General features: G+C 64.9%; 26 protein-coding genes. 17 read left to right on the forward strand and 9 right to left on the reverse strand.

The window, feature by feature from the left end; translation table 11 throughout:
• Window positions 1-37 precede the first annotated feature (37 nt).
• From thrS to RAH32_RS01300, 4 genes are all read left to right on the forward strand, one after another.
• Window positions 38-1,984, forward strand: a complete 1,947-nt coding sequence (gene thrS, locus RAH32_RS01285; protein ID WP_306604418.1) for a threonine--tRNA ligase — start codon at window positions 38-40, stop codon at window positions 1,982-1,984.
• A 206-nt stretch (window positions 1,985-2,190) separates the two neighbouring features.
• Window positions 2,191-2,397: a cold-shock protein gene (locus RAH32_RS01290; protein WP_089388183.1), complete on the forward strand. Its 207-nt coding sequence runs from the start codon at window positions 2,191-2,193 to the stop codon at window positions 2,395-2,397.
• 69 nt (window positions 2,398-2,466) lie between these two features.
• Window positions 2,467-3,090, forward strand: coding sequence for a DsbA family oxidoreductase (locus tag RAH32_RS01295; protein ID WP_306604422.1), 624 nt, complete (start codon window positions 2,467-2,469; stop codon window positions 3,088-3,090).
• 57 nt (window positions 3,091-3,147) lie between these two features.
• Window positions 3,148-4,368 (forward strand): multidrug effflux MFS transporter, encoded by a 1,221-nt coding sequence (locus RAH32_RS01300; RefSeq protein ID WP_306604424.1) that lies wholly within the window; start codon window positions 3,148-3,150, stop codon window positions 4,366-4,368.
• Here the strand turns inward: RAH32_RS01300 and RAH32_RS01305 are convergent.
• The 4 genes from RAH32_RS01305 to RAH32_RS01320 form a co-directional block, all read right to left on the reverse strand.
• Window positions 4,327-5,010 (reverse strand): nucleoside/nucleotide kinase family protein, encoded by a 684-nt coding sequence (locus tag RAH32_RS01305; protein ID WP_306604426.1) that lies wholly within the window; start codon window positions 5,008-5,010, stop codon window positions 4,327-4,329. The genes RAH32_RS01300 and RAH32_RS01305 overlap by 42 nt on opposite strands.
• On the reverse strand, window positions 5,007-5,780 hold the full coding sequence (locus RAH32_RS01310) for an ATP-binding cassette domain-containing protein (protein ID WP_306604427.1): 774 nt from the start codon (window positions 5,778-5,780) through the stop codon (window positions 5,007-5,009). The genes RAH32_RS01305 and RAH32_RS01310 overlap by 4 nt, the downstream gene beginning before the upstream one ends.
• Window positions 5,777-6,832: an ABC transporter permease gene (locus tag RAH32_RS01315; RefSeq protein ID WP_306604429.1), complete on the reverse strand. Its 1,056-nt coding sequence runs from the start codon at window positions 6,830-6,832 to the stop codon at window positions 5,777-5,779. The genes RAH32_RS01310 and RAH32_RS01315 overlap by 4 nt, the downstream gene beginning before the upstream one ends.
• Window positions 6,833-6,904: 72 nt before the next feature.
• The gene (locus tag RAH32_RS01320) at window positions 6,905-7,933 is read right to left on the reverse strand and encodes a sugar ABC transporter substrate-binding protein (RefSeq protein WP_306604431.1); all 1,029 of its coding nucleotides are present in this window, start codon (window positions 7,931-7,933) and stop codon (window positions 6,905-6,907) included.
• A gap of 119 nt (window positions 7,934-8,052) precedes the next feature.
• On the opposite strand from RAH32_RS01320, the gene RAH32_RS01325 reads away from it, so the two are divergent.
• From RAH32_RS01325 to RAH32_RS01340, 4 genes are all read left to right on the forward strand, one after another.
• On the forward strand, window positions 8,053-9,159 hold the full coding sequence (locus RAH32_RS01325) for an ROK family transcriptional regulator (RefSeq protein ID WP_306604432.1): 1,107 nt from the start codon (window positions 8,053-8,055) through the stop codon (window positions 9,157-9,159).
• A 137-nt stretch (window positions 9,160-9,296) separates the two neighbouring features.
• A complete protein-coding gene (rpsD, locus tag RAH32_RS01330) occupies window positions 9,297-9,917 on the forward strand; it encodes a 30S ribosomal protein S4 (protein WP_306604434.1) in 621 nt (206 codons plus the stop codon).
• 134 nt (window positions 9,918-10,051) lie between these two features.
• Window positions 10,052-11,143, forward strand: a complete 1,092-nt coding sequence (gene hisC, locus RAH32_RS01335; RefSeq protein ID WP_306604436.1) for a histidinol-phosphate transaminase — start codon at window positions 10,052-10,054, stop codon at window positions 11,141-11,143.
• Window positions 11,140-12,060 carry a prephenate/arogenate dehydrogenase family protein gene (locus RAH32_RS01340; protein ID WP_306604438.1) on the forward strand — a complete coding sequence of 307 codons (921 nt, stop codon included), beginning with the start codon at window positions 11,140-11,142 and terminating at the stop codon, window positions 12,058-12,060. Before hisC ends, RAH32_RS01340 begins: the two co-directional genes overlap by 4 nt.
• On the opposite strand, the gene RAH32_RS01345 is transcribed toward RAH32_RS01340, so the two are convergent.
• Window positions 12,044-13,006, reverse strand: a complete 963-nt coding sequence (locus RAH32_RS01345; RefSeq protein ID WP_306604440.1) for a DUF2125 domain-containing protein — start codon at window positions 13,004-13,006, stop codon at window positions 12,044-12,046. The two genes, RAH32_RS01340 and RAH32_RS01345, sit on opposite strands and share 17 nt — an antisense overlap.
• Window positions 13,007-13,083: 77 nt before the next feature.
• Here RAH32_RS01345 and RAH32_RS01350 point away from each other — a divergent pair, with 77 nt between their 5' ends.
• The 3 genes from RAH32_RS01350 (at window position 13,084) to RAH32_RS01360 (ending at window position 16,765) form a co-directional block, all read left to right on the forward strand.
• Window positions 13,084-13,641, forward strand: coding sequence for a gamma-glutamylcyclotransferase (locus tag RAH32_RS01350; protein WP_306604441.1), 558 nt, complete (start codon window positions 13,084-13,086; stop codon window positions 13,639-13,641).
• Window positions 13,642-13,717: 76 nt separating this feature from the next.
• Window positions 13,718-15,082, forward strand: coding sequence for a hypothetical protein (locus RAH32_RS01355; RefSeq protein ID WP_306604443.1), 1,365 nt, complete (start codon window positions 13,718-13,720; stop codon window positions 15,080-15,082).
• Window positions 15,083-15,085: 3 nt separating this feature from the next.
• Window positions 15,086-16,765, forward strand: a complete 1,680-nt coding sequence (locus RAH32_RS01360) for a peptidoglycan -binding protein (protein WP_306604444.1) — start codon at window positions 15,086-15,088, stop codon at window positions 16,763-16,765.
• Window positions 16,766-16,776: 11 nt separating this feature from the next.
• Here the strand turns inward: RAH32_RS01360 and RAH32_RS01365 are convergent, their stop codons facing one another.
• The gene (locus tag RAH32_RS01365; RefSeq protein ID WP_306604446.1) at window positions 16,777-17,799 is read right to left on the reverse strand and encodes a YihY/virulence factor BrkB family protein; all 1,023 of its coding nucleotides are present in this window, start codon (window positions 17,797-17,799) and stop codon (window positions 16,777-16,779) included.
• Window positions 17,800-17,823: 24 nt separating this feature from the next.
• Window positions 17,824-18,510 (reverse strand): hypothetical protein, encoded by a 687-nt coding sequence (locus RAH32_RS01370; protein ID WP_306604448.1) that lies wholly within the window; start codon window positions 18,508-18,510, stop codon window positions 17,824-17,826.
• Between the two features lie 174 nt (window positions 18,511-18,684).
• On the opposite strand from RAH32_RS01370, the gene purB reads away from it, so the two are divergent.
• From purB to gap, 4 genes are all read left to right on the forward strand, one after another.
• Window positions 18,685-19,998, forward strand: a complete 1,314-nt coding sequence (gene purB, locus RAH32_RS01375; protein WP_306604450.1) for an adenylosuccinate lyase — start codon at window positions 18,685-18,687, stop codon at window positions 19,996-19,998.
• Between the two features lie 69 nt (window positions 19,999-20,067).
• Window positions 20,068-21,078 carry a FliG C-terminal domain-containing protein gene (locus tag RAH32_RS01380; protein ID WP_306604452.1) on the forward strand — a complete coding sequence of 337 codons (1,011 nt, stop codon included), beginning with the start codon at window positions 20,068-20,070 and terminating at the stop codon, window positions 21,076-21,078.
• A gap of 40 nt (window positions 21,079-21,118) precedes the next feature.
• Window positions 21,119-21,262, forward strand: a complete 144-nt coding sequence (locus RAH32_RS01385) for a hypothetical protein (RefSeq protein WP_306604454.1) — start codon at window positions 21,119-21,121, stop codon at window positions 21,260-21,262.
• An 88-nt stretch (window positions 21,263-21,350) separates the two neighbouring features.
• Window positions 21,351-22,370 carry a type I glyceraldehyde-3-phosphate dehydrogenase gene (gene gap, locus RAH32_RS01390; RefSeq protein ID WP_306604456.1) on the forward strand — a complete coding sequence of 340 codons (1,020 nt, stop codon included), beginning with the start codon at window positions 21,351-21,353 and terminating at the stop codon, window positions 22,368-22,370.
• Between the two features lie 31 nt (window positions 22,371-22,401).
• Here gap and RAH32_RS01395 read toward each other — a convergent pair whose 3' ends face one another.
• Both RAH32_RS01395 and RAH32_RS01400 read right to left on the reverse strand, forming a co-directional pair.
• On the reverse strand, window positions 22,402-23,154 hold the full coding sequence (locus RAH32_RS01395; RefSeq protein WP_306604458.1) for an SDR family NAD(P)-dependent oxidoreductase: 753 nt from the start codon (window positions 23,152-23,154) through the stop codon (window positions 22,402-22,404).
• Between the two features lie 55 nt (window positions 23,155-23,209).
• Entirely contained in the window at window positions 23,210-23,509 is a 300-nt protein-coding gene (locus RAH32_RS01400; protein ID WP_103172803.1) for an antibiotic ABC transporter, read from the reverse strand.
• A 134-nt stretch (window positions 23,510-23,643) separates the two neighbouring features.
• Between RAH32_RS01400 and pyrC the strand changes: the two genes are divergently transcribed.
• On the forward strand, window positions 23,644-24,684 hold the full coding sequence (gene pyrC / locus RAH32_RS01405; RefSeq protein ID WP_306604460.1) for a dihydroorotase: 1,041 nt from the start codon (window positions 23,644-23,646) through the stop codon (window positions 24,682-24,684).
• A complete protein-coding gene (locus RAH32_RS01410; protein ID WP_373429642.1) occupies window positions 24,684-25,355 on the forward strand; it encodes an orotate phosphoribosyltransferase in 672 nt (223 codons plus the stop codon). Before pyrC ends, RAH32_RS01410 begins: the two co-directional genes overlap by 1 nt.
• Window positions 25,356-25,459 lie beyond the last annotated feature (104 nt).

The raw sequence follows: 25,459 nt of genomic DNA on the forward strand, positions 1-25,459 counted from the left end.
GGCGTTCCGTGGGCGCCAAACCGACGAGGAGGACGATATGTCCCAGATTTCCCTGACCTTCCCCGATGGCAATTCGCGCGACTATCCCGCCGGGATCACCGCGGCCCAGGTCGCGGAAAGCATCGCGCCCAGCCTGGCCAAGCGCGCGATCTCGGCCAGCCTGGACGGGCGGCATATCGACCTGGCCTGGCCCATCGACGCGTCCGGCGCGATCAGCATCAACACGATGAAGGACGACGCCCCCGCGCTGGAACTGATCCGCCACGACTTCGCCCATGTCATGGCCCGCGCCGTGCAGGAACTGTGGCCGGACGTGAAGGTCACCATCGGCCCGGTGCGCGATTACGGCTGGTTCTACGACTTCGACCGGGTTGAACCCTTCACGCCCGAGGATCTGGGCCGGATCGAGGCGAAGATGCGCGAGATCATCGCCCTGCGCGAACCCGTCCGCACCGAGGTCTGGGACCGCGACCGCGCCATCGCCCACTACAGGGCCGCGAACGAACCTTTCAAGGTCGAACTGATCGACCGCATCCCCGAAGGCGAGCCGCTGCGGATGTATTGGCACGGCGACTGGCAGGATCTGTGCCGCGGTCCGCACCTGCAAAACACCGGCCAGCTTCCCGCCGACGCCTTCAAGCTGACCCATATCGCCGGTGCCTATTGGCTGGGCGACAGCACGCGGCCGATGCTGCAGCGCATCTATGGCGTGGCCTTCCGCAACCGCGACGAACTCAAGGCCCACATGACCATGCTGGAGGAGGCCGCAAAACGCGACCACCGCAAGCTTGGCCGCGAGATGGACCTGTTCCACATGCAGGAGGAAGCGCCGGGCCAGGTCTTCTGGCACCCGAACGGCTGGAACATCTATGTCACGCTGCAAGACTACATGCGCCGCAAGCAGCGCGCCGACGGCTATGTCGAGGTGAACACGCCCCAGGTCGTCAGCCGCAAGCTGTGGGAAGAATCCGGTCACTGGGACAACTACCAGGAAAACATGTTCATCGTCGAAGTGGACGAGGAACATGCCAAGACCAAGACCGTCAACGCCCTGAAGCCGATGAACTGCCCCTGCCATGTGCAGGTCTTCAACCACGGCCTGAAATCCTATCGCGACCTGCCGCTGCGCATGGCCGAGTTCGGGTCCTGCAACCGTTATGAACCCTCGGGCGCGCTGCACGGGATCATGCGCGTGCGGGGCTTCACGCAGGACGACGCACATATCTTCTGCACCGAGGAGCAGATCGAGGCTGAAACGAAGAAATTCATCCAGTTCCTGGCCGGCGTCTATGCCGACCTGGGCTTCACCGACTGGCGCATCAAGCTGTCCACGCGGCCTGAAAAACGCATCGGCAGCGACGAAAGCTGGGACCGGGTCGAAGCCGCGCTTGGCAATGCCTGCAAGGCCGCCGGCTACGACTACGAACTGTTCCCCGGCGAAGGCGCCTTCTATGGACCCAAGCTGGAGTTCGTCTTGCGCGATGCCATCGGCCGCGACTGGCAATGCGGCACGTTGCAGGTGGACCCGAACCTGCCCGAACGGCTGGACGCGGAATATGTCGGCCCCGACGGGGCCAAGCACCGCCCCATCATGCTGCACCGCGCCGTCCTGGGCAGCTTCGAGCGCTTCATCGGCATCCTGATCGAGAACAGCGCGGGCAAGCTGCCCTTCTGGCTCGCGCCCCGGCAGGTGGTTGTCGCTTCGATCGTCTCGGACGCCGATGCCTATGTGGCAGAGGTCGTGGCGACCCTGCGCGCGGCAGGCATCCGCGCCGAGGCCGACACGCGAAACGAGAAGATCAACTACAAGGTCCGCGAACATTCCGTCGGAAAGGTCCCGGCGATTCTTGCCATCGGCATGAAAGAGGTAGAGGATCGCACTGTATCGGTCCGGCGGCTCGACCAGCAGGGATCACGCCTGTTATCGCTAGCCGATGCCGCAAGCATGTTGAAAGACGAAGCGACACCGCCCGATCTGCGGTGAATCCAGGATGGATTGATCCATATCGCGTGCAGGCCCTGGGTCTGCGCGCGTTTCCTGCTTGCGTTTTTTAACGATTCGTCCATCCTCTCACTTGCGTGAGCGAAGCCTTTCTACCGCCTCCCTTCCACGGGCAGCCGGAAGTTCGAAAGCAGGCTGCACGGCCTGGCGCAATCCTGCGTCGGGATGACTTGAAGGAGAGAACGGTTATGGCGACCGGAACGGTTAAATGGTTCAACGCCACCAAAGGCTATGGCTTCATCGCCCCCGACGACGGCGGCAAGGACATCTTCGTCCACATCTCGGCGGTTGAACGCGCCGGGCTGACGGGCCTCAAGGACAACCAGAAGATCGCATATGAACTGCAGTCGGGCCGCGACGGCCGGGCCTCGGCCAGCGATCTGAAGCTGCTCTGATCCAGCTTTGACAAGCTTGCGAAACGGCCCGTTCGCGGGCCGTTTTCCTTTTGATTGAAAGGACCGCCCATGATCCCGCTGGACATCTTTGCGGATCCCGTCTGCCCATGGTGCCTGATCGGCAAGCTGGAACTGGACCGTGCGCTTGAAAGCCGGCCGCTGCACCCGTTCCAGATCGCCTGGCACCCTTTCCGCCTGAACCCGCAGATGCCACGCGCCGGCATGGACCGGATCGACTACCTGCACGCGAAACTTGGCCCGCGCGCGGAAGAGGCGTCTCGTGCCGTGGCGGAACGGGCGGCGGTCCTTGGGTTGAACCTCAACCCCTCGCCGCGCGAACCTGACACGACCGATGCCCATCGGCTGATGCACTGGGTGGGCCTGGAAGGCGCGCAAACCCGCGTCATGTCGGGGCTGCTGCGCGCCCATTGGCAGGAAGCCCGCGACATCGGCGATGCCGGGGAACTGGCCCGCATCGCAGCGGCGGCGGGCATGGATGCTGACATGGTGGGGCGCCTGCTGTCCAGCGACGCCGACCGCGACGAGGTGGTAGCCCGCGAAAACCACGCGCGCGAACGCGGCATCTCGTCCGTGCCGACCTTCATCGTGGCCAACCAGCACGCCATCAGCGGCACGCAGCCTGCAAGCCTGTGGCAGCAGGTCATCGACGAACTGGCTCCGATATCAAAGTAACTTGCACAGTATGCAATTTCTGGGTAAAGGAGGACGCCTGACGAAAGGCCTTCTCTGATGTCCGTGATTGCCCACGACGCCGGCGCGCCGCCGCGCCGCCTGCCATTGCCCGAATTCGTCGCGATGCTGGCTTTCCTGTTCGCGACCGTCGCCTTTTCGATCGACGCGATGCTGCCGGCCCTGCCCGACATCGCCGCCGAACTGACGCCCGACAACGTCAACCGCGCCCAGCTTATCCTGACCTCGTTCATGGCAGGCATGGGGATCGGCACGCTGTTCGCCGGGCCGATCTCGGACGCCATGGGCCGCAAGCCCGCGATCTATCTGGGTGCGGCTGTCTATATCGCGGCAACCGTCGCCGCGATCTTCGCCAATTCGATCGAGTTCCTGCTGGCGGCCCGCTTTGTCCAGGGGCTGGGCGCGGCCGCCCCGCGCATCGTCGGCCTGGCGCTGATCCGCGACCTTTACGCAGGCCGGGAAATGGCGCGCATCTCCAGCTTCGTGATGATGGTGTTCATCCTGATCCCGGCGCTTGCGCCCTCGATCGGCGCGGGCATCATCTGGTTTTCCGGCTGGCACGGGGTCTTCGTGGCCTTTATCCTGTTCGCCCTGATCGGCTCTGGCTGGCTGGGCCTTCGGCAGGAGGAAACATTGCCCCCTGCCGCCCGCCGCCCGCTGCGGCTGGGCACCCTGATCTCCGCCGCGCGCGAGGTGCTGTCCGACGGGCAGGTGATGCTCTGCACGCTGGTGCTGACGCTGGGCTTCGGCCAGATGTTCGGGCTGTTGTCATCCGCCCAGCAGCTGTTCGGGGAAACCTACGGCAAGGGCGAAAGCTTTCCCGCCTGGTTCGCTGCCATGGCGCTGCTTTCGGGCCTCGGAACGCTTCTGAACGCCACCTTCGTGATGCGCTTCGGGATGCGGCGGATTGCGAAATGGGCCTATGTCATGCAAACCTGCGTGTCGGCGGTCATGCTGGCACTGACCGTTGCGGATGCCCTGCCCGACAGCCTGCGCTTCCCGGCCTTCTTCTTCTGGGCGGTCAGCGTGTTCTTCATGGCGGGCGTGACCTTCGGCAACCTGAACGCGCTGGCCCTGCAACGCATGGGCCATATCGCCGGGATGGCGGCGTCCATCATCGCCGCACTGTCAACGATCGCCGCGACTCTGATCGCTGCTCCGGTGGGCCTGCTTTACAATGGCACGGCCATTCCGGCGATGACTGCGACGCTGGTCTGTTCAGCCTTGGCCTGGGTTCTGATGAAGCGCCTGCGGGATTGACAGATCCGCCCAGCCTGATTGGCGCGTAACGAGTCGGGCATTGGTTAGATCGTTTTCCAGATGTGCCGAAACCTGCTGCGCGTCCTTGCCATGGCCTTGCCATCGTGCAGTCAGGCGGCGTTCCAGTTCCGCCTCGGACACGTCCAGCCAGATCTTCAGGTCGTAACGCAGCCCGCTCCAGGGTGCCCGGTCCAGCAGCAGATAATTGCCCTCCACCACGACGATCCGATGATCAGGCATGACCACCCCTGCGCCTGCCACGGCAATTTCTCGGCTGCGGTCGAAAATTGGAAAGATGACCTCCGATCGCGGGACGGCCAGACGCCGGACGAGCGTGGCGAAGCCTTCGGCATCAAAGGTCTCGACTGCGCCCTTGCGCGCCAGCAGCCCGCGCCGGGACAGCACCCGGTCGTCCAGATGAAAACCGTCCATCGGCACCAGCACGGCATCCGGCAGCCGCGCGACCAAGGCCTCGGCCAGTGTGGACTTGCCCGAACCTGGCGCCCCGGCCACCGCCACCAGGACCCGCGCGCCCGCCAGACCCTTGATCCGGTCCAGAAGGCGGCGGCCATCTTCTGTGTCGAAATATCCTGGGGGGAGTCCGAAGGACGGGGGGCAAGCCCCCCCCGACACATCCGTCATGCTGCGACCCCCTCGGGCACACGGGCCCCGGTCATATAGGCCACCGCATCGGACATCGTGTGTTCCTTGGGATTGATGACGCAAAGCCGCCGCCCCAGCCGGTGGATATGGATTCGATCCGCCACCTCGAAGACATGGGGCATGTTATGGCTGATCAGCACGATGGGAATGCCGCGCGACCGCACGTCCAGGATCAGATCCAGCACGCGGCGGCTTTCCTTGACACCAAGGGCGGCGGTCGGTTCGTCCAGGATGATGACGCGGCTGCCGAAGGCAGCGGCGCGCGCCACGGCGACACCCTGCCGTTGACCGCCGGACAGGGTCTCGACCGGCTGGTTGATGTTCTGGATGGTCATCAGGCCCAGTTCCGACAGCTTCTGCCGGGAAAACGCGTCCATCGCGGGCTTGTCCAGCATCCCGAACCACTTGCCCATGATGCCGTCGCGCTTGATTTCGCGGCCCATGAACATGTTGTCGGAAATCGAAAGTGCAGGCGACAGGGCGAGGGTCTGATAGACCGTCTCGATCCCCGCGCGCCGTGCCTCCAGCGGACTGGCAAAGCTGACCGGCTGGCCGTCCAGGCGGATCTCGCCCTCGTCCGGCTGGACCGCGCCCGAAATCGCCTTGATCAGGCTGGACTTGCCGGCGCCGTTGTCGCCGATCACGGCAAGGATTTCGCCCGGATACAGGTCGAAGTCGGCGTGGTCCATCGCGGTCACGCGGCCATAGCGCTTGACCAGGTTGCGGGCGGACAGAAGCGGCTGGGTCATGACGAAATCTTCCTGATCCATTGGTCGATGGCGACGGCGATGATGATCAGCCAGCCGGTCGCGAACAGTTGCCACAGCACGTCCACGCCGGCCAGGCGCAGCCCGGAATTGAAGACGCCCACGATCAGCGCACCGATCAGGGGTCCCAGGATCGACCCGCGTCCGCCGAACAGCGAGATGCCCCCGATCACGACGGCGGTGATGGATTCCAGGTTGGCCTCGAAGAAGGATGTCGGGCTAACCGATCCGACGCGGCCGATGGACGACCAGGCGGCCAGGGCGCAGATCACGCCAGATACCATATAGACCGACATCAGCACGCGATTGGTCTGGATGCCAGCCAGGGCGGCGGCCTCGGGATCGTCGCCCACGGCATAGACGCGGCGTCCCCAGGCAGTGTGGTAAAGCGCATACCACAGCACCGCGAACACCAGGATCATCAGCAGCACGCCATAGGTCAGCACCGCCCCGCCCAGGTTGAAGCGCTCCCCGAAGAACTTCAGCAGCGGCGCCTCGGCATCAAGGGTCTGGCTGCGGATCGTCTCGCGGTTGGAGAGGTAATAATTCAACGCCAGGAAGATATTCCATGTCCCGAGCGTCGTGATGAAGGGCGGCAGCTTCAGCCGCGTCACAAGGGCGCCGTTCAGCGCCCCGGTCGCCGCCCCGCAGACCAGTCCGATCAGGATCGAGAACGGCACCGGAATGCCGAAATCGACCGACAGCTTGCCCATGATGACCGACACCATCACCATGACGGCGCCCACCGACAGGTCGATGCCCGCCGTCAGGATCACCAGCGACTGCGCGGCGGCCAGCGTGCCCACGACGGCCACCTGTTGCAGGATCAGCGACAGGTTGAAGGCCGAGAAGAAGTTGGGCGAAATCAGCCCGAAGGCCACCACCGACAGGACCAGCACGATGACCGGGACCATGGTGGGATATCGATGCAGAAAGTGCTGCACCCGATCAAGCGTGCCGCGCGAATGGTGTTCAAATCGCGCAACCGTCTCGGACGGGTTGCGCGCGACCACGGGGTCGGGGGAGTCGGACATCAGGCCCTCCGCTGTTCAGAAAGGGCGGCAGCATGGCGCCGCCGCCCGGGTGGTCAGGTCAGCCCCAGCAGGTCAGCCCCAGCACTGGGCCAGGCCCTCTTCCACGCTGATCGAGGGAACACCTTCGACCGGCTGGTCCGTAACCAGGTTCACGCCGGTGTCGGTGAAATCCAGACCCTCGGTCACTTGCGGCTTGGTGCCATCCTTGGCGAATGCGGCAATCGCCTCGATCCCCATCGACGCCATCTTCAGCGGATACTGCTGCGAGGTGGCACCGATGACGCCGGCCTTGACGTTTTCCACGCCCGGACAGCCGCCATCGACGGATACGATGGTTACATTGCCCTCCATGCCAAAGGACTTCAGCGCCTCATAAGCGCCCGCAGCGGCGGGCTCGTTGATGGTATAGACCAGGTTGATGCCCGGATCCTTCTGCATCAAAGCCTCCATCGCCTGGCGGCCGCCTTCCTCGTTGCCCGAGGTCACGTCGTGGCCGACGATCCGCGGATCTTCCTCATCGCCGATGAGGTTTTCGTCCTTCACGTCGACGCCGAAGCCTTCCAGGAACCCTTGATCACGCAGTACATCGACCGATGGCGCACTGGCCGACAGATCCAGCATGGCGATCTTGGCGTTCTCGGCCTCGGCACCCATCTTGCCCGCAGCCCAGGCGCCGATCAGGCGGCCCGCCTCGCGGTTGTCGGTGGCGAAGGTCGCATCGGCCGCGTCGATGGGATCCAGCGGCGTGTCAAGCGCGATGACCAGGATGCCCGCATCCCGCGCCTGCTTGACCGACTCCGTGATGGCCTTGGTGTCGGACGCCGTGATCAGGATGCCCTTGACCCCTGCCGCGATGCAGCTTTCCATCGCCTGCTGCTGGGTTTCATGATCGCCGTCGATCTTGCCCGCAAAGGTCATCAATTCGATGCCCAGTTCCTGCGCCTTGGCGGTCGCGCCCTCTTTCATCTTCACGAAGAACGGGTTGATGTCCGTCTTGGTGATGAGACAGGCCTTTACCGGCTCTTGGGCCGCGGCAATGCCTGCGGAAAGGGCCACCACCGATGCGGCCAGCGACAGGCGAAGCGAAGACTTGATGATCATTCCGATAACTCCTCCGAACGGCGGCACCTCCTCCGCCTTGCTTCATCAGGAAGCATGAAGACTTTCCTCTTGTCAATAAGTCAATCATATTGATTAATGTGATTGGGGAGGCTGACATCATGCTGAATGACCCGAGGCATTGGCTGGACCTCAGCCAGAACGAACGGCAGATCCTGTCGCTGATCCGGCGGCGCGGCCCCCTGCCCCGAGCCGCCCTTGCCCAGGCGACAAGCCTTTCTCCGCAGGCCATCACAAATCTCACCAGAAAGCTGATCCAGAACGGTTTTCTGGATGAAGGCGCCGTGGTCCGCGGCAAGGTCGGACAGCCTTCCACACCGCTGTCACTGGCGCCGGAGGGCGCGCTGTTCCTGGGGTTGAAGCTGGGGCGCCGGCTGGTCGAACTGGCCCTGGTCGATTTCACCGGCACCATCAGGATCCACCGGCAAGAGATATATCCACATCCGACGCCCGACAGGATCATCACCTTTGCGCGGCACGGGATCGCCACGATCCTGGCATCCCTGCCCCAGGCCGACCGAATCGCGGGCCTTGGGGTCGCGACACCGTTCCGCCTGTGGGACTGGGGGGCCGAGATGGCGGACTGGCACGGTTTCGACCTGGCAGCCCGGTTGGGCAGTGATCTGGCCTTTCCGGTCTTCCTTGAAAATGACGCCAGCACCGCCTGCGCGGCCGAACTGATCTTCGGCAAGTTATCCCTGCCCCGCGATTTCGCACATCTCTATGTCGCGCATTTCGCGGGCGGCGGGGTCGTGCTGGATGGGCGGCTGCGCATCGGGCCGCGCCGCAATGCAGGGGCGCTTGGCTCGATGCCGATCCCGGGCGGACGGCAGTTGCTGGATGTCGCCTCGGTATCCACGCTGGAATCCCGGCTGGGCCATTCGCTGCCGCCCGATGATTCCGGCTGGCAGGTTCATCCCGACATCGAGACACCGTGGATCGCGGAATCGGCCGAGGCCCTGGCTTTTGTCGCCCTGTCAGCCACGGCATTGCTGGATATCCCGGTCGTGCTGATAGACGGCGCAATCCCCACCGCCACGCGCCGCGCCCTTGCCGATGCGACCCGGACGGCCCTGGCGCGCCTGCCTGCCGCCGGGATCGACCGCCCGCAGATCGTCGAAGGCAGCCTTGCCCGCAGTGCCCGCATCCTGGGGGCGGCCGCCCTGCCGCTGGCGCATTTCTTCGAACCTGGGGGAACACTGGCTTGACACCGGCGCCCCTGCCTCTATAAGCGCCGCTTCCATTGGTGTTGGTGGACCCCGCAAGGGGAACCCTGTCGGGTCAGAGTCGCAAGACCTTGGCCAAAGGACAACGCCCTTCGACAAAGCAAAGAAGGAGATCAGCGGTGACGAAACGCACCTCTGCCAAGTACAAGATCGACCGCCGCATGGGCGAAAACATCTGGGGCCGCGCCAAATCCCCGGTCAACCGCCGCGAATACGGCCCCGGCCAGCACGGACAGCGCCGCAAGAACAAGCTGTCCGACTTCGGCACCCAGCTGCGCGCCAAGCAGAAGCTGAAGGGCTATTATGGTGACCTGACCGAAAAGCAGTTCCGCCGCATCTATGCCGAAGCCGAGCGCGTCAAGGGCGACACCGGCGAGAACCTGATCGGCCTGCTGGAGCGCCGTCTGGACGCCGTCGTCTATCGCGCCAAGTTCGTGCCCACCATCTGGGCTGCCCGTCAGTTCGTGAACCACGGCCACATCACCGTGAACGGCCAGCGCGTCAACATCGCGTCCTATCGCGTCAAGGAAGGCGACGTGATCGCCATCCGCGAACGGTCGCGCCAACTGGCGATCGTTCTCGAGGCCGTTGGCCTGGCGGAACGCGACGTGCCGGACTATCTGGAAGTCGACCACAACAAGATGACCGCGACTTTCGTGCGCACCCCGGCCCTGGGCGACGTGCCCTATGCCGTGGTGATGGAACCGAACCTCGTCGTCGAATACTACGCGAAGAACTGATCCTTTCGCCCTTGCCTTTGGAAAAGCCGCATCCCTGGATGCGGCTTTTTTGCTCGCCGCTGCCTTGCCGCGGGTCGGCGGCACTTCCTCGGGCCGCCGCGATGCACTAGAGGGTGGCGCGAGAGGATCACGACATGACGCAAATCATCCCCCAGCCCGGCATCATGGACATCGCGCTTTATGTCAGCGGCGAAAGCAAGCTGCCGGGGCGCGGCGACGTGCTGAAGCTGTCGTCGAACGAAAACCCGCTTGGCTGCAGCGACCGGGCACGGGCGGCATACGCCACGGCGGCTGGGGACCTGCATCGCTATCCCAATACCGACCACGCTTCCTTGCGCCACGCGATTGGAGAAATCCACGGCCTCGACCCTGACCGGATCATCTGCGGCGTCGGATCGGACGAGGTGCTGCAATTCGTGGTGCAGGCCTTCGCAGGCACCGGGGACGAAGTCATAACGACGGAGCATGGCTTTTCCATGTATCCGATCCTGGCCCGGATGGTCGGCGCCACACCCGTCACGGTGCCTGAATCCGAACGCCGCATCGACGTGGATGCGATCCTGGCGGCCGTGACCGATCGGACGCGGATCGTCTTCATCGCGAATCCGGCCAATCCCACCGGCACGATGCTGACGCAGGACGAGGTTCAGCGCCTTGTGGATGGCCTGCCTGCCACCGTCCTGCTGGTCCATGATGGGGCCTATACCGAATTCGCGGGCATTGGCGATGGCGGCGCGGGTCTGGTGGACCGATATCCCAACGTCATCATGACGCGGACCTTTTCCAAGATCCACGGGCTTGGCGGGCTGCGCATCGGCTGGGGCTATGCCAGCCGCCAGATCATCGACGTGCTGAACCGAATCCGGCAGCCCTTCAACCTGTCGAACGCCCAGATGGCCGCCGCCGAGGCCGCAGTCCGCGACACCGCTTTCCGCGACCATTGCGCCGACCTGAACGCCCGGATGCGCGAACGGCTGCGCAATTCGCTGATCCAGATGGGCATCGGCTGCGACCAGAGCTTTGCGAACTTCGTGCTGGCCCGCTTTGCCGACGCCCCAGAGGCCGAGGCCGCCGATGCGGCCCTGCGCGAGGACGGCATCCTCGTGCGCCGCGTGGGCAGCTATGGCCTGCCCTCGGCCTTGCGCATCACGGTCGGCGACGGGGATGGCGTGACCCGCGTGATCGACAGCCTGGGCCGCTTCATGGCGGATCGGAGGGGCGCATGACCGTCATCTATGACCGCGTGGCCCTGATCGGGCTGGGCCTGATCGCCGGGTCGATGGCCCATGCGATCCGCGAAAACGGTCTGGCACGCGAGGTGGTGGGCTATGCCCGCAGCGCAGAGACCCGCGACATTGCCCGCGATATCGGCTTGTGCGACCGCATCACCGACAGCGCGGCCGAGGCTGTAGCCGATGCCGACCTGATCGTGCTGGCCGTCCCGGTGGGCGCGATGGGTGCCGTCGCGGCCGAAATCGCGCCGCACCTGAAACCCGGCGCGACCGTCACCGACGTGGGATCGGTCAAGCAATCGGTGATCGATGCAGTGTCCCCGCATATCCCTTCGGGCGTTCATTTCGTGCCGGGACATCCCCTGGCGGGAACGGAACATTCCGGTCCCCGGTCAGGCTTCGCCAGCCTGTTCCAGAACCGCTGGTGGCTGCTGACGCCCCTGCCCGACAGAGATTCAGAGGCCGTTGCGCGCCTGTCCGATCTGGTCCGCGCCATGGGGGCCAAGACCGACAACATGGAGCCTGCGCATCACGATCTGGTTCTGGCCGTGACCAGCCATGCGCCGCATCTGATCGCCTTCACGATGGTGGGCGTCGCCGACCACCTGCGCCGCGTTACTGACGAAGAAGTGATTCAGTATTCCGCCGCCGGGTTCCGGGACTTCACGCGGATCGCGGCCAGCGACCCGACGATGTGGCGCGACGTCTTCCTGCACAACAAGGAAGCGACGCTGGACATCCTGGGCCGCTTCACCGAGGAACTGTTTGTCCTGCAACGCGCCATCCGCATGGGCGACGGGCAGCAGCTGTTCGACTATTTCAGCCGCACCCGCGCGATCCGCCGCGGCATCATCGAGGCGGGCCAGGATACGGCTGCGCCCGATTTCGGCCGTGTCAGCCCTGCACGCTAGGGTGCGGCCAGACCGGCGCAGGGCCGATCGGGATCCCGCCCAGATACATCTGCCCGTCCCGCATCTCGACCGGGATGCGCAATTGCCCCTGCGGCGCGGGCGGCATGGGCGGATGGCCGGGAATAGGCGGACCCGAGAAATCCGCCTGTCCGATGCGGTTCAGCATTGCCCGCACCAGCAGTCGGACCCGTGGCGGCAATACCCCCTGATCGACCGCGCCTTCCAGCATCGCACCCGCATCGCTGGCATAGATCGCCAACCGCCCCTCGGCCCGGCCATCGGCGCCCTTGTGGACCAAGCCCACGACCCGCAGCCGGAAGCGGCGGGCATCGATGTCCAAGCCGTCCGTCAACACGCCCTGCACAACGGGTTCCATTTCCGCACCGGCCAGACCCAACGGCCGGTCCAGCCACAGGCGCAATCCGCCGGATAGCGCCGCAAGCTGTGGCAAGCGCAGATCGGGCAGGTCGGCCTGGAGGTGGTAAGGGACACCCTCTGCCCGGTCATCGGGAACAGCCCGCACCGTGATCCCGCCCGGTCCCGACAAGGGCGCGCCATCCAGGGCGAGGCCTGCAAACCGGGCCTCAAGCCGTCGAAGACGTCCGCCGATCGGCGACAGGCGCAGGCGGGCCGTCGCCTGGGTCAGTTCCAACCGCCGTTGCCCGGCTGTCGTGTCCAGCAAGGCGGTGTCGGGCAGGATCGCGCGCGCGGTCAGGGGCGCCCAGGGGGTCACCCAGGCATCCAGGCTGGGCAGCGTCACGGCACCCGCCTGCACCGGCACCGTCAAACCCTGCAGCGCAAGCCCCAGCCGCCATGGGCCGGGCTGTCCTGCCACGGTTTCTGCCTGCACATGCCTGCGGGCCTGCGATACCAGCAAAGGCTCGGCCGCCAGCCACGATCCGGCCAGCAGCAGCACGATCAGTATCGGCAGACTTGCCCGTCCCATCAGCCCGTCATTTCCCCGGCGGCGCCCTTTCATCCTGATACACGCTGTCCTAACCTGTGGTGAAGGGGTTCGGGCGGATGCGAAAGATTGATTGGGTCTTCGGTTACGGATCGCTGATCTGGGATCCGGGTTTTGCCCCGGCAGAGACGGCGCGGGCCTGGACGACCGGCTATGCGCGCAGCTTCTGCCTGCGGTCGATCCAGCATCGCGGCACCAGGACACGGCCCGGCCTGGTGCTTGGCCTTGACGAACAACCGGACGCCGAATGCAGCGGCCTGGCGCTGCGCATCCCCGATCACGACCATGACGAGGTGCTGGCCTATCTTCGCGCGCGCGAACTGGTGACCGACGCCTATCAGGAAGCGATCCTGCCCCTGCGGCTGGAAGACGGCCGCCGGGTCGAGGCCCTGGCCTATGTCATGCGTCGCGACCACGTTCAGTATGCGGGCGGGCTGCCCCTGTCCGAACAGGCAAGGATCATCGCCCATGCCCATGGCGGGCGCGGTCCGAATGCCGAATACCTGTTCAATACCGCAGCCCATCTGACGCTGATCGGGCTTGGCGATGCGACGCTGGATCATCTGACAGACGAAGTGCGCAAGCTGCTGGAAAGGGACGGAAACTGCAGCACCTGACGTTAGGATCGCTTGGCAAGCGAAAGGCCGCACCCTACACTTGGCCGAACAGTCTCGGCCATGGGAAGGCGACCAGTTGAGCGAACCATCCAGCAGCCATGGGCGCGACGCGTCCAGTCTTGGACAACGGATCGGCCCGGCGCAGCGCCGGATCACGGCCACGCGCTCCGCCTATGCCGGGCCTTCCAATCCCCACTTCTCGCAGCCCATCCGCCAGATCGTGATGATGGTCACGGTCCTGGCCCTGGTGCTGGCGGGCGGCTGGGTGGCGTATGGCCGGATCCTTCCGATCTTTCAGGCGAACCTTTGGCTGAACGGGGTGATTCTGGGCGTCTTCGCGATCGGAGTGCTGGCCTGTTTCTGGCAGGTCGGCCAGTTGATCCGTTCGGTCAGCTGGATCGAACGCTTTGCCGAACGCCGCCACCGCGCCGTCGAGAAAGGGATCGCCGCGCGGGGCGAGGCGGATACCAGCGACCAGCCGCCGCGCCTTCTGGCACCGCTGGCTGCCCTTCTGGGCACGCGCGGTCCGGCGGGCGGCGTCATCTCGACCGGGGCCGCGACCTCGATTTTGGATTCTGTGGCCACGCGCATCGACGAACTTCGCGACATCACGCGATACCTGTCGAACCTGCTGATCTTCCTGGGGCTTCTTGGCACATTCTATGGCCTGGCGACGACCATCCCCGCCGTCGTGGAAACCATCCGAACCCTTGCCCCGCAGGAAGGGGAAAGCGGCATCCAGGTCTTCGACAAGCTGATGAGCGGGCTGGAAGCGCAGCTTGGCGGCATGGCCACGGCCTTTTCGTCCTCGCTGCTGGGGCTTGCCGGATCGCTGGTCGTAGGCATGCTGGAACTGTTCGCCACCCATGGCCAGAACCGTTTCTATCGCGAACTTGAAGAATGGATGTCGGGCTTCACCCGCGTCGGCATGGCCGGGTCAGAGGGCGACGCGGTCGACCAGGCAGCCCTGGCCGGGTTTCTGGAACACATGGCGGGCCAGATGGACCGCCTGCAACAGTTCCAGGCCGAACGGGATCTGCAACGCGACGAAGCCGCCGCGATGGCCGACGAACGCGTGGTCGTGATGGCCCAGGCGGTGGAGGCCCTGATCCAGCGCGGCGAAACGGAACGCGAGACGTCCTTGTCACGCACGGCCTCGTTGACCGAGGCATTGTCGCGCCTTGCCGACGGTCAGGACCGGCTGGTCGATCTGGCGCGGGCGCAGGCTGAACGCCCTGTGTCGCAGCCCCTCGACATGTCGGGGATCGAAGCTGCCCTGAACCGTCTTTCCGCCGATCTGACCGAGGGCCGCGACGAGATGGTGGCAGAACTGCGGTCCGATATCCTGGTCCTGACCCGCGCGGTCCGGGCTGCGCGCTTCAACGATCCGTTCCGCGACGACCTGCTGCGCGATCCCCTGGTCTCTCGCGAGAGGAGCTGAGGCATGGCATTGCGCCGCGCCGCCGCAGGGCATCGCTTTACCAGCAACATCTGGCCGGGCTTCGTGGACGCCTTGGCCACCCTTCTGATGGTGCTGGTCTTCGTGCTGACCATCTTCACCGTCATGCAATCGGTGCTGCGCGATCAGATCACAGACAAGGACGACACCATCACGGAACAGGGCGAGACCATTACGCAACAGGGCGCGGTGATTTCCAGCCAGGAACAGCGGCTGGAAGAACTGGGCCGGCAGGTTGCAGCCCTGGGTCAGGCCCTGACTGCGTCCGAGGATCGCGAAACCACCTTGCAGGGCCGCCTGGACGATGCCGAAGCCGAAGCCCGCGACAGGGCGGCCCGGATCACCCGGCTGTCCACGCAACTGGAAACCAGCCAGGGCGAACTGGCGCAGGCCCGCTCTCGCCTGACGGATTTCGAGGCCGAGGTGGCGGCCCTGATGGCCGCGCGCGTGGCCGACCGGGAACAGGCCGATGCCCGCCAGCAGCAGATGCAGACGCAACTGAGCGAACAGCAAAGCCGCGCCAGTGCCGCCGAACTGGCGGTCGCAGCGGCGCGGCAGGAAATCGACGCGCAGGCAGAACAGGCCCGTCTGGCAGCGGCAAGGAGAGAGGCACTGGAGGCGCTGACCACCGATTTGCGCAGGCAGAACCAGGAAGCGACGGCACGGGCCGATGCCTTGCAGGCCGAACTGACCGAGGCCGAAGCCATCCGCCTGACCGAGGCCGAGGCGGCCCGCGCCCTGCGCGAACGGCTGGAGCGGGCCGACGCCGAACTGACCGCGATGACCTTGTCGCTTGAAGAAAGCCGCAAGCGGGCCGAGGAAACCCTGACCCTGCTGGCCGCGGCCGAGGCGGCACGCGATCAGGCGACCGCTCAGGCCCAGCAGAACCTGACCGAGGCCCAGCGGCAGGCTGCCCTGCTTGCGACCGCGCAGAAGGCGCTGAGCGAGCAGACGGCCCTGTCGGAGGATGGCCAGCGAAGGGCCGCCCTGCTGAACGAGCAGGTGGCATCGCTGACGGCGCAACTGGGGTCCTTGCAGGCCCTTCTGGATGCAGCGGGTGACGAACAGCGGCAGGCGGAACTGCGGGTCGAAGACCTGGGGCAGCAACTGAACGCCGCGCTGCTGGTTGCCGCCGAGGAAAAGGACCGCCGCCTGACCCTGGAGGAACAGGCCCGCCAGCGAGCCGAGGAAGAAGCGCGCGATCTGGCCCGATACCGGTCGGAATTCTTCGGGCGCCTGTCCGAAATCCTGTCGGGGCGTGAAGGCGTGCAGGTCGTGGGCGACCGTTTCGTCTTTCAGTCCGAGGTCCTGTTCCCCCCGGGCGAGGCCACGCTGTCCCCGGCAGGCCAGGAACAGGTCGCGCGCGTCGCGCGGATGCTGTCCGATATTGCCGACGAGATCCCTCCCGAGATCGACTGGATCATCCGCGTGGATGGTCATACCGACAGCACCCCCTTGTCGGGAACAGGCCGCTATCGGGACAATTGGGAACTCAGCCAGGCGCGTGCATTGGCCGTGGTGCGCTACATGATCGACCAGTTGGGCTTTCCGTCGAACAGGCTTGCCCCGGCAGGCTTTGCCGACACTCGCCCGATCTCTGCCGGGAATACCCCCGAGGCACTGGCATCGAACCGCCGGATCGAATTGAAGCTGACCGAACGCTGAATGCGCCACCGTCAGACAGATTGCTTATCCCGATCCGGGACGCCGGCCAGCCGCTTCATGTGGTGTTCGATCTCCGCGTTCACCTCGGCCCCGACCAGAACGATGGTGGCGGCCAGCCAAAGCCACATCATCAAGCCGACGACCGCCCCCAGGGACCCGTAGGTCTCGTTGTAGTTGGCGAAATTCGCCGCATACCAGCTGAACAAGACCGAGGTGATGACCAGCGTCACGGCCGCCAATACCGCACCCGGCGATATCCAGCGCCAGCGGGGATCGGGCGCATCCGGCCCCCAGCGGTACAGCGCGGCAAGGGCCAGGATCAGCACTCCGAACATGATGGGCCAGCGGATCAGCCCCACCCAGCTTTTTGTGGCGTCAGTCAAGGGCAGCATCTCCAGCAGGATCGGGATCACCGCAATCGTGCCCAGCATCAGCAGGATCATGACCAACCCCCCCAGGGTAAAGGCCATCGAGACAAGGTTGAGGCGCAGGAAACCACGGGTCTCGGTCTTGTAGAATGCCAGGTTCAAGGCTGACAGCATCGCCTTCATCCCGCCATTGGCCGAATAGAAGGCAACCAGCAGCCCTGCGACACCGGCCAGCGACAAGGCGGTTCCGGGCGAGGACGTGATGGCGGTAACCTGATCCCTGATGATGTCCAACGCCCCCTCGGGCAGGAAGCTCTCCAGCATGTCCAGGTGGCCGGCGATCGTCGCCGGGTCAGCCACAAGGCCATAGATGGACACGAAGGCCGTCAAGGCGGGAAACAGCGAAAGCAGGCCGAAAAAGGTTATCCCTCCTGCGACGGCCGTCACCCGGTCAACGCCGATCTGAGACATCGTTGCCTGGGCAATCGCCATGACGTCGGCCCATCGCAGATCGCGAAGTCCGACGTCCTTGCCCGCCAACCGCCCGGCCGCGGATTTCGGGGCGGCCTTGCTTCGCGGGTCTCCCTTCATTCCGAAGCGGCGGCGGGTCGGGTTGTCCAGGTCGCCGAACAATGCGTCAAGAACGCCGGGCGTATTGCTTCGCATCACATGGTCCGCCTCATCAGGGGATCAGAGCCGGTGGGTCCGGTCGTCGCCGTCCGAGTGGCGAGGATGACCGGGTTGTTCCCCCCGCAGAGCAGACCGCAACTGATCGGCCGCGCCCGCGAATTCCTGGACGATCTCGGTCGCCTGGCCTGCCACGCTGCGGAAGCTTTCGACCGCCAGCGCCATGGACTTCGCCACGCCTTCCAGGCTCTCGGACAGTTTGGTCGATGTCTCGATCAGGCTCTCCGCAAAATTGCGCTTTCGCGCCTTCGAAGGCTTGAACGAGGACGTGGCTGACCGGCGCTGCGCCGCGTCCGCCCGCAGGCGGGCGATCTCTTGGCGGTCCTCGCGGTCTTGGGCACGGACACGGCGGCGCATCGCCTCGCGCTCGTCCTCGTCCATGCGGGCGAAATGCGGCGGGGTATGGTGGCGCGTCTGGCCGGAGGGTGAGTCGTCTGAAATTGCCTCGGCAATCTTGCGAACGGCCAGCACGGCCGCCGCGGTCCCGCCCGCGACGCCAAGCGCGATCCCGCCCCAGACCGCGATCTTCGTGCCGGTCGCAGGGCTGGGATAGGCCGAACGTCCGTCCGGCGAAACGCGGCCCGACGGAATCACCCGGCGGGCGTGGGGCGTTCCATGCGGCACATGATGGCCTTTGGGAACGGGACGCGGGCCAAAACGGGTTTCGCTGGTGTGATCGGCTTCGGTCATGGGGCGGCTATCGTCATCTGTGGGGTGCATCTTTTCTCTCCGGTCTTGTCGGATTGATCTGTCCACCAACAGCTTGCGCGGCGGGAATGTTCCCGCCGGGCCGCGATGCCCATCGAAAACTTGCCCCCGCGTCATCAGCCCGCTATGCCCGCCTCAACCGGAAAAGAGGCCCTCATGATCCCCCGCTATGCCCGCCCCGAGATGACCGCCATCTGGTCCCCCGAAACCAAGTTCCGCATCTGGTATGAAATCGAGGCCCATGCCTGCGACGCCCAGGCCGACCTGGGGGTCATCCCGCGCGAAAGCGCCGAGGCCGTGTGGCGCGCCAGGGACGTGGAATTCGACGTGGCCCGCATCGACGAGATCGAGGCCGTCACCAAGCATGACGTCATCGCCTTCCTGACGCATCTGGCCGAGCATGTCGGCGCCGAGGAAGCGCGCTTCGTCCACCAGGGCATGACCAGCAGCGACGTGCTGGACACGACGCTGAACGTCCAGCTTGTGCGCGCCGCAGACATCCTGCTGGCTGACCTGGACCGCGTTCTGGATGCACTGAAGCGCCGTGCCTATGAACACAAGGACACGATCCGCATCGGCCGCAGCCACGGAATTCATGCCGAACCGACGACGATGGGGCTGACCTTCGCGCGCTTCTATGCGGAGATGGACCGCAACCGGGCGCGGCTGGAACAGGCCCGGTCCGAGGTCGCGACCGGCGCGATTTCCGGCGCGGTCGGCACCTTCGCCAATATCGACCCGGCGGTCGAGGAACATGTTTGCGCGAAACTGGGCCTGCGCCCGGAACCGATCAGCACGCAGGTCATTCCGCGCGACCGCCATGCGATGTTCTTCGCGACCCTGGGCGTCATCGCCTCCAGCATCGAGAACATCGCCATCGAGATCCGCCACATGCAGCGGACCGAAGTGCTGGAGGCTGAAGAATTCTTCAGCCCAGGCCAGAAGGGTTCGTCCGCGATGCCCCACAAGCGCAACCCGGTCCTGACCGAGAACCTGACGGGCCTTGCCCGTCTGGTGCGCATGGCGGTTGTTCCGGCGATGGAGAACGTGGCGCTGTGGCACGAACGCGACATCAGCCATTCCTCGGTCGAACGCGGCATCGCGCCGGACGCGACGATCACGCTGGACTTTGCGCTGAACCGTCTGGCAAGCGTGATCGACAAGCTTGTCGTCTATCCCGAGAACATGCTGAAGAACATGAACAAGTTCAAGGGCCTGATCATGTCGCAACGGGTTCTGCTGGCCCTGACCCAAGCCGGGGTTTCGCGCGAGGACGCCTATCGCCTGGTGCAGCGAAACGCCATGAAGGTTTGGGAACAAGGCGCTGATTTCAGGGAAGAATTGCTGGCAGACACCGACGTGACGCAAGCCCTGTCCCCGGCCATGATCGAGGAGCAGTTTGATCTTGGATATCACACCAAACATGTCGATACGATTTTCCGGCGCGTGTTCGAAGAAGGCCGCAAATAGCCTTTCGTAAACCGGATATTAGGAAAGCCCTGCCAGATTGACCGCATGAGAGGTCGATCTGGTGGGACCATGACGATACATACGGGACTGAGCCAGCGGCAGAAGGCGGCGGTGATCGTGCGCCTGCTTCTGGACGACAACGAGGCGTCCAGCCTGTCTCGGCTGGACAGCGAAAGCCAGACCCTTCTGGCCGAGGAAATGGCGGGGATGGAACTGATCGACCGCCAGACCCGGGACGCCATCATCACCGAATTCTGCGACCGGCTGGAATCGGTCGGCGTCACCTTTCCGGGCGATCTGGACGGGACGCTGGCCATGCTGGGGGCGCAGCTTTCCGAAGACAGCACGGACCGGCTGCGGCGGCGCGCAGCCGTATCGGGGCGCGGCGATCCCTGGCCCCGCATCGCGGCCCTGCCCGCCTCTGTTATCGAAGCCCTGGCCAAATCCGAGGCGGTCGAGATGGTGGCCCTGATGCTGTCCAAGCTGCCTGTGGAACGCGCCTCGGAACTGTTCGTCGGATTGCCCCGCGAACGGGCACGGGCCGTTGCGCAAGCCATGTCCATGACGGCGGGCGTGACGCCCGAATCGCTGCATCGCGTCGGTCTGATCCTGCTGCAGGCGGCCGAGGCCCTGCCCCGGCCTGCCATCTCGACCCCTGCAACGGACCGGATGGGGGCTATCCTGAATTTCGCGACGGCTGACCTGCGCGACGACGTGCTGAACAGCCTCGACACTCACGATGCGGATTTCGCCGGCAATGTGCGCAAAGCGATCTTCATCTTCGCCCATATCCCTGCCCGCGTCCTTCCCCGCGACGTGCCCCGGATCGTGCGCGAGGTCGAACAGCCGGTCCTGGTCCGCGCCTTGGCCGCACAGGCCGAGGCCGAGGCCGCAGCCGCCGAATTCATCCTGTCGAACCTGTCGCAGCGCATGTCCGACGGCCTGAGAGAGGAGCGCAACGACCTGGGCAAGCTGCGGGCATCGGATATCGAGGAAGCCATGAACGAGGTCGTCAGCGCGATCCGCCGCCTTGAGGAAGCCGGAGAGATAACGCTGATCCTGCCCCAGGATGAGGACTGAGCCTGCTTGCGCGGCTGCCCTGCCCGTTTGATAACAGGCCATGACCAACGCCATCGCCATCCTGCTTCTGCTTGCTGTCCTGGGACTGATCGTCGCCGATCATCTTTGGCTGCAATGGCAGGTGCCGTTGGCGATCGCCAGGACGATGGACGGTTTCATCGAATATCTCAGCTTCTGGCGCTAACACAGAGGCTTCCTGCCGCGGGGCATTTGCATCAGCCGGAACTGCGCGATACGAGGGGCGCAACGTCACTTGGTCGGGAGAGAGAACCATGGCTGTCAAAGTTGCGATCAACGGTTTCGGGCGCATCGGGCGCAACGTGCTGCGCGCGATCATCGAATCCGGCCGCACTGATATCGAAGTCGTTGCGATCAACGATCTGGGTCCGGTCGAGACCAACGCGCATCTGCTGCGCTATGACAGCGTGCACGGCCGGTTCCCGGCCACCGTGACCGTGGACGGCGATTCCATCGATGTCGGCCGCGGCCCGATCAAGGTCACGGCGATCCGCAATCCGGCCGATCTGCCCTGGGGCGATGTGGACGTGGCCCTGGAATGCACCGGCATCTTCACCAGCGGTGACAAGGCCGCAGTCCACCTGCAAAACGGTTCGAAGCGCGTGTTGGTCTCGGCCCCTGTCTCGGGCGAATGGTCGACCGACCGCGCGCTGAAGACGATCGTCTATGGCGTGAACCACCAGACCCTGGAATCCGAGGATCACGTGGTCTCGAACGCGTCCTGCACGACGAACTGCCTTTCGCCCGTGGCGCAAGTGCTGAATCAGGCGATCGGCATCGATCGCGGTTTCATGACCACCATTCACAGCTATACCGGCGACCAGCCGACGCTGGACACGATGCACAAGGATCTGTACCGCGCCCGCGCCGCCGCCTTGTCGATGATTCCGACCTCCACCGGCGCCGCCAAGGCCGTTGGGCTGGTTCTGCCGGAACTCAAGGGCAAGCTGGACGGTGTGGCGATCCGCGTGCCGACGCCGAACGTCTCGGTCGTTGATCTGGTCTTCGAAGCCAGCCGCGACACCTCGGTCGAGGAAGTCAACGCCGCGATCAAGGCTGCGGCCGACGGTCCGCTGAAGGGAATCCTGGGCTATACCGAGGAGAAGCTGGTTTCGTCGGACTTCAACCACGATCCCCATTCGTCGATCTTCCACATGGACCAGACCAAGGTGATGGAAGGCCGCATGGTTCGCATCCTGACCTGGTACGACAACGAATGGGGCTTCTCGAACCGCATGGCGGATACGGCAGTCGCGATGGGCAAGCTGATCTGAACCTTCCGGCGGCGGGGACGACCCGCCGCCTTTACGCCGTATAAATCAACCGCGCGGCCATCCCGCCATCGACAACAAAGCGTTGTCCGGTGATGAAGCCCGCATCGTCCGACGCCAGAAACGCAACCACTCCGGCGATATCCTTCGGATCACCGATCCGACCAACGGGGTGCTGCGCCTTTTCCGCTTCGGTGTGCTCAGCAACGCTGCGGTTTCCCTTTTTCTGGTATGCGGCCGTTTCGATCCATCCGGGCAGGATGGAATTAACCCGGATCTTCGGTCCAAGGCTGACGGCAAGGGCATGAGACAGGGCCAGCAGCGCCCCCTTGGACGCGGCATAGCTTTCCGTTTCCGGTTCAGACTGCAAGGCGCGGGTCGAGGACATCAGCAGGATGGACCCAGACGCCTTTCTAAGCAAAGGCACCGCTTCGCGAATCATCAGGAACGCGCCTGTCACATGGCTGTCCAGCATCCGCCGCCAATCCTGCAAGGCAAGATTTTCGATGGGACCGTTCTGCGGATCGGCAATTCCGGCATTCGAGACAAGAAGATCAAGACCGCGATCACCCAGCCAGTCTCTTACTTGGCTGAAACCCGTGCGAACCGCAGACTCGTCCGACACATCCACCACAAGGGCAAGCAGTTCGGGATCGTCAGCCTTCGCCTCGGCCACCGCTTCCCCGTCCAGATCGAATAGGGCAACACGCCAGCCATCCGCTCTCAGTCGTTGAACGATTCCCTTTCCGATACCCTGCGCACCGCCCGTGATCAGCGCCGATTTCATCCCATGCTCCTGTCGCAATGGCAGAACAACAGGCCTCGGCCTTTGATCGTTCCCCCTAGCGGACCTTGGTCAGACGGCGCGAATTGGCGCGAGTCCGCTTGCCATATGGCCGGAGGGCCGCCGACATCACGCGTTCGGCGCTTGCACCCCGACCCGCAGCCTGCGCCATGGCAAAAAGCGATTCGGTGGCGGCAGCCTGCTTTTCAGCGACCATCCGGAACGGCTCGCCCGGAGCCTGGGCCATCATGCCCATCATCCCCGCCGTGCGAAGGCCGATCACAGTCTGTGCTTCTATGGCCATCCGGGCGAACTGCGCCCACAACCGAACGGGATTCTTGGGCATCATCGGAAACATGGGTTCATCCTTTGGATCGTTCGTTCAATCTGGGCTGACGCCTGCGTCAACACAAGTACGACCTTGATCCATGTGTCCGGTATTTTAGTGATCGCCGCTTGGCAACCCTGCCTTGCCATGTATAGAGGCAGGCCATGACCGACCGCATCACCCTTTGCCGCCCTGACGACTGGCACCTTCACCTGCGCGACGGCGCGATGCTGGCGGCGGTCGCGCCCCACTCCGCCCGCTTCGGCCGTGCGATCATCATGCCGAACCTTGTTCCGCCGGTGGTGACGGGCGCGCAGGCTGCGGCCTATCGCGACCGGATCATGGCGGCACTGCCCGAAGGCGCGGCCCTGGAACCGCAGATGACGCTGTATCTGACGGACGCAACGGACGCGGACGATGTTGTTGGCGCGTTCCGCGATGGCATCATCCGGGCGGTGAAGCTGTATCCCGCAGGCGCCACGACCAATTCGGCCAGCGGCGTCACCGATTTCGACCGTGTCCAACCCGTGCTGGAGGCGATGGCCGAGGCGGGCGTGACCCTGTGTGTCCACGGCGAAGTGACCGATCCGACCGTTGACATCTTCGATCGCGAGGCCGTCTTCATCGACCGTGTGCTGGACCCCCTGCGTCGCCGGACCCCCGGGCTGCGCGTGGTGATGGAACACATCACCACCAGCGAGGGCGTGGACTATGCCCGTTCGGGCGGCGATAACCTGGCGGCCACGATCACCACGCATCACCTGATCATCAATCGCAATGCGATCCTCGCCGGGGGGATCCGCCCGCATTACTATTGCCTGCCCGTCGCCAAGCGCGAATCGCACCGCCTGGCGCTGCGCGAGGCGGCGACCAGCGGAGAGGCGCGGTTCTTCCTTGGCACCGACAGCGCGCCTCATGCGGACAGCGCCAAGCTGCAACCCTGCGGCTGCGCGGGCTGCTTCACCGCGCCGAACACCATGTCGATCCTGGCCCAGGTCTTCGAGGACGAGGGCGCGCTGGACCGTCTGGAAGGTTTCACCAGCCTGCATGGCGCCGCCTTCTATCAACTGCCCCCGAACGACGACCGGATCACGCTGATCAAGCGCGACAAGCCTGCCGAATACCCCGCCCAGATAGCAGCAGGCGGCGAGACCGTCACCGTCTTCGACCCCGGCTTCCCGCTTTACTGGCACCTGGAGGAGTGATGACCCTGACCTTCCCCTCGCGTGAGGAGATTGCCCGCCTGTCCGCCCGGATGCTGCTTGAAATCAAGGCCGTGGACTTCAACGCGGCCCAGCCCTTCACCTATGCCTCGGGCCTAAAGGGGCCGACCTATGTTGACTGCCGCCGCATCATCAGCTTTCCGCGCGTCCGCGCGACGCTGATGGACTTCATGGCCGCGACCGTGATGCGCGACGCAGGCTTCGAGGCCTTCGACAATGTCGCGGGCGGCGAGACTGCAGGCATCCCCTTTGCCGCCATGGTCGCGGAGCGGCTGGGCCTGCCCATGACCTATGTGCGGAAAAAGCCCAAGGGCTATGGCCGCAACGCTCGGATCGAGGGCGTGATGACCGAGGGCCAGCGCGTGCTGCTGGTCGAGGATCTGACCACCGACGGTGGCAGCAAGTTGTCCTTCGTGGACGCGATTCGCGACACGGGGGCGACCTGCGCGCATACGGCGGTCATCTTCTACTACGGGATCTTTCCAGAAACGACGCAGCGGCTGGGTGACCATGGTGTAACGCTGCATCACCTCTGCACCTGGTGGGACGTGCTGGCCGAGGCCCGCGCGCAAGAGGCGTTCGACCAGCATACCCTGGCCGAGGTCGAGACCTTCCTGACCGACCCCCGTGCCTGGCAGGCGGCGAACGCCTGACTTATCCACAGGCAGTCCACAGTTCGGCCCCCTGAAATCGCACGGCGCGCCGTTCCCCGCGCGGGTCTTCGGGTGTAGAACGGATCCGAAGACCAAAGGGGGCA

Origin of the sequence: Paracoccus yibinensis, assembly GCF_030846195.1 — a bacterium.
Lineage (GTDB): Bacteria > Pseudomonadota > Alphaproteobacteria > Rhodobacterales > Rhodobacteraceae > Paracoccus > Paracoccus yibinensis.

Excerpts from the sequence above, each read along its gene's own strand:
- RAH32_RS01305 (WP_306604426.1), bottom strand. The coding sequence starts at position 5,010 with ATGACGGATGTGTCGGGGGGGGCTTGCCCCCCGTCCTTCGGACTCCCC.
- gap (WP_306604456.1), top strand. The coding sequence starts at position 21,351 with ATGGCTGTCAAAGTTGCGATCAACGGTTTCGGGCGCATCGGGCGCAAC.
- RAH32_RS01410 (WP_373429642.1), top strand. The coding sequence starts at position 24,684 with ATGACCCTGACCTTCCCCTCGCGTGAGGAGATTGCCCGCCTGTCCGCC.
- RAH32_RS01400 (WP_103172803.1), bottom strand. The coding sequence starts at position 23,509 with ATGTTTCCGATGATGCCCAAGAATCCCGTTCGGTTGTGGGCGCAGTTC.
- RAH32_RS01385 (WP_306604454.1), top strand. The coding sequence starts at position 21,119 with ATGACCAACGCCATCGCCATCCTGCTTCTGCTTGCTGTCCTGGGACTG.
- RAH32_RS01340 (WP_306604438.1), top strand. The coding sequence starts at position 11,140 with ATGACCGTCATCTATGACCGCGTGGCCCTGATCGGGCTGGGCCTGATC.
- RAH32_RS01395 (WP_306604458.1), bottom strand. The coding sequence starts at position 23,154 with ATGAAATCGGCGCTGATCACGGGCGGTGCGCAGGGTATCGGAAAGGGA.
- RAH32_RS01300 (WP_306604424.1), top strand. The coding sequence starts at position 3,148 with ATGTCCGTGATTGCCCACGACGCCGGCGCGCCGCCGCGCCGCCTGCCA.
- RAH32_RS01350 (WP_306604441.1), top strand. The coding sequence starts at position 13,084 with ATGCGAAAGATTGATTGGGTCTTCGGTTACGGATCGCTGATCTGGGAT.
- pyrC (WP_306604460.1), top strand. The coding sequence starts at position 23,644 with ATGACCGACCGCATCACCCTTTGCCGCCCTGACGACTGGCACCTTCAC.
- hisC (WP_306604436.1), top strand. The coding sequence starts at position 10,052 with ATGACGCAAATCATCCCCCAGCCCGGCATCATGGACATCGCGCTTTAT.
- RAH32_RS01310 (WP_306604427.1), bottom strand. The coding sequence starts at position 5,780 with ATGACCCAGCCGCTTCTGTCCGCCCGCAACCTGGTCAAGCGCTATGGC.
- RAH32_RS01315 (WP_306604429.1), bottom strand. The coding sequence starts at position 6,832 with ATGTCCGACTCCCCCGACCCCGTGGTCGCGCGCAACCCGTCCGAGACG.
- thrS (WP_306604418.1), top strand. The coding sequence starts at position 38 with ATGTCCCAGATTTCCCTGACCTTCCCCGATGGCAATTCGCGCGACTAT.
- RAH32_RS01365 (WP_306604446.1), bottom strand. The coding sequence starts at position 17,799 with ATGCGAAGCAATACGCCCGGCGTTCTTGACGCATTGTTCGGCGACCTG.
- RAH32_RS01325 (WP_306604432.1), top strand. The coding sequence starts at position 8,053 with ATGCTGAATGACCCGAGGCATTGGCTGGACCTCAGCCAGAACGAACGG.
- RAH32_RS01360 (WP_306604444.1), top strand. The coding sequence starts at position 15,086 with ATGGCATTGCGCCGCGCCGCCGCAGGGCATCGCTTTACCAGCAACATC.
- RAH32_RS01295 (WP_306604422.1), top strand. The coding sequence starts at position 2,467 with ATGATCCCGCTGGACATCTTTGCGGATCCCGTCTGCCCATGGTGCCTG.
- RAH32_RS01345 (WP_306604440.1), bottom strand. The coding sequence starts at position 13,006 with ATGGGACGGGCAAGTCTGCCGATACTGATCGTGCTGCTGCTGGCCGGA.
- RAH32_RS01380 (WP_306604452.1), top strand. The coding sequence starts at position 20,068 with ATGACGATACATACGGGACTGAGCCAGCGGCAGAAGGCGGCGGTGATC.
- RAH32_RS01320 (WP_306604431.1), bottom strand. The coding sequence starts at position 7,933 with ATGATCATCAAGTCTTCGCTTCGCCTGTCGCTGGCCGCATCGGTGGTG.
- purB (WP_306604450.1), top strand. The coding sequence starts at position 18,685 with ATGATCCCCCGCTATGCCCGCCCCGAGATGACCGCCATCTGGTCCCCC.
- RAH32_RS01290 (WP_089388183.1), top strand. The coding sequence starts at position 2,191 with ATGGCGACCGGAACGGTTAAATGGTTCAACGCCACCAAAGGCTATGGC.
- RAH32_RS01370 (WP_306604448.1), bottom strand. The coding sequence starts at position 18,510 with ATGACCGAAGCCGATCACACCAGCGAAACCCGTTTTGGCCCGCGTCCC.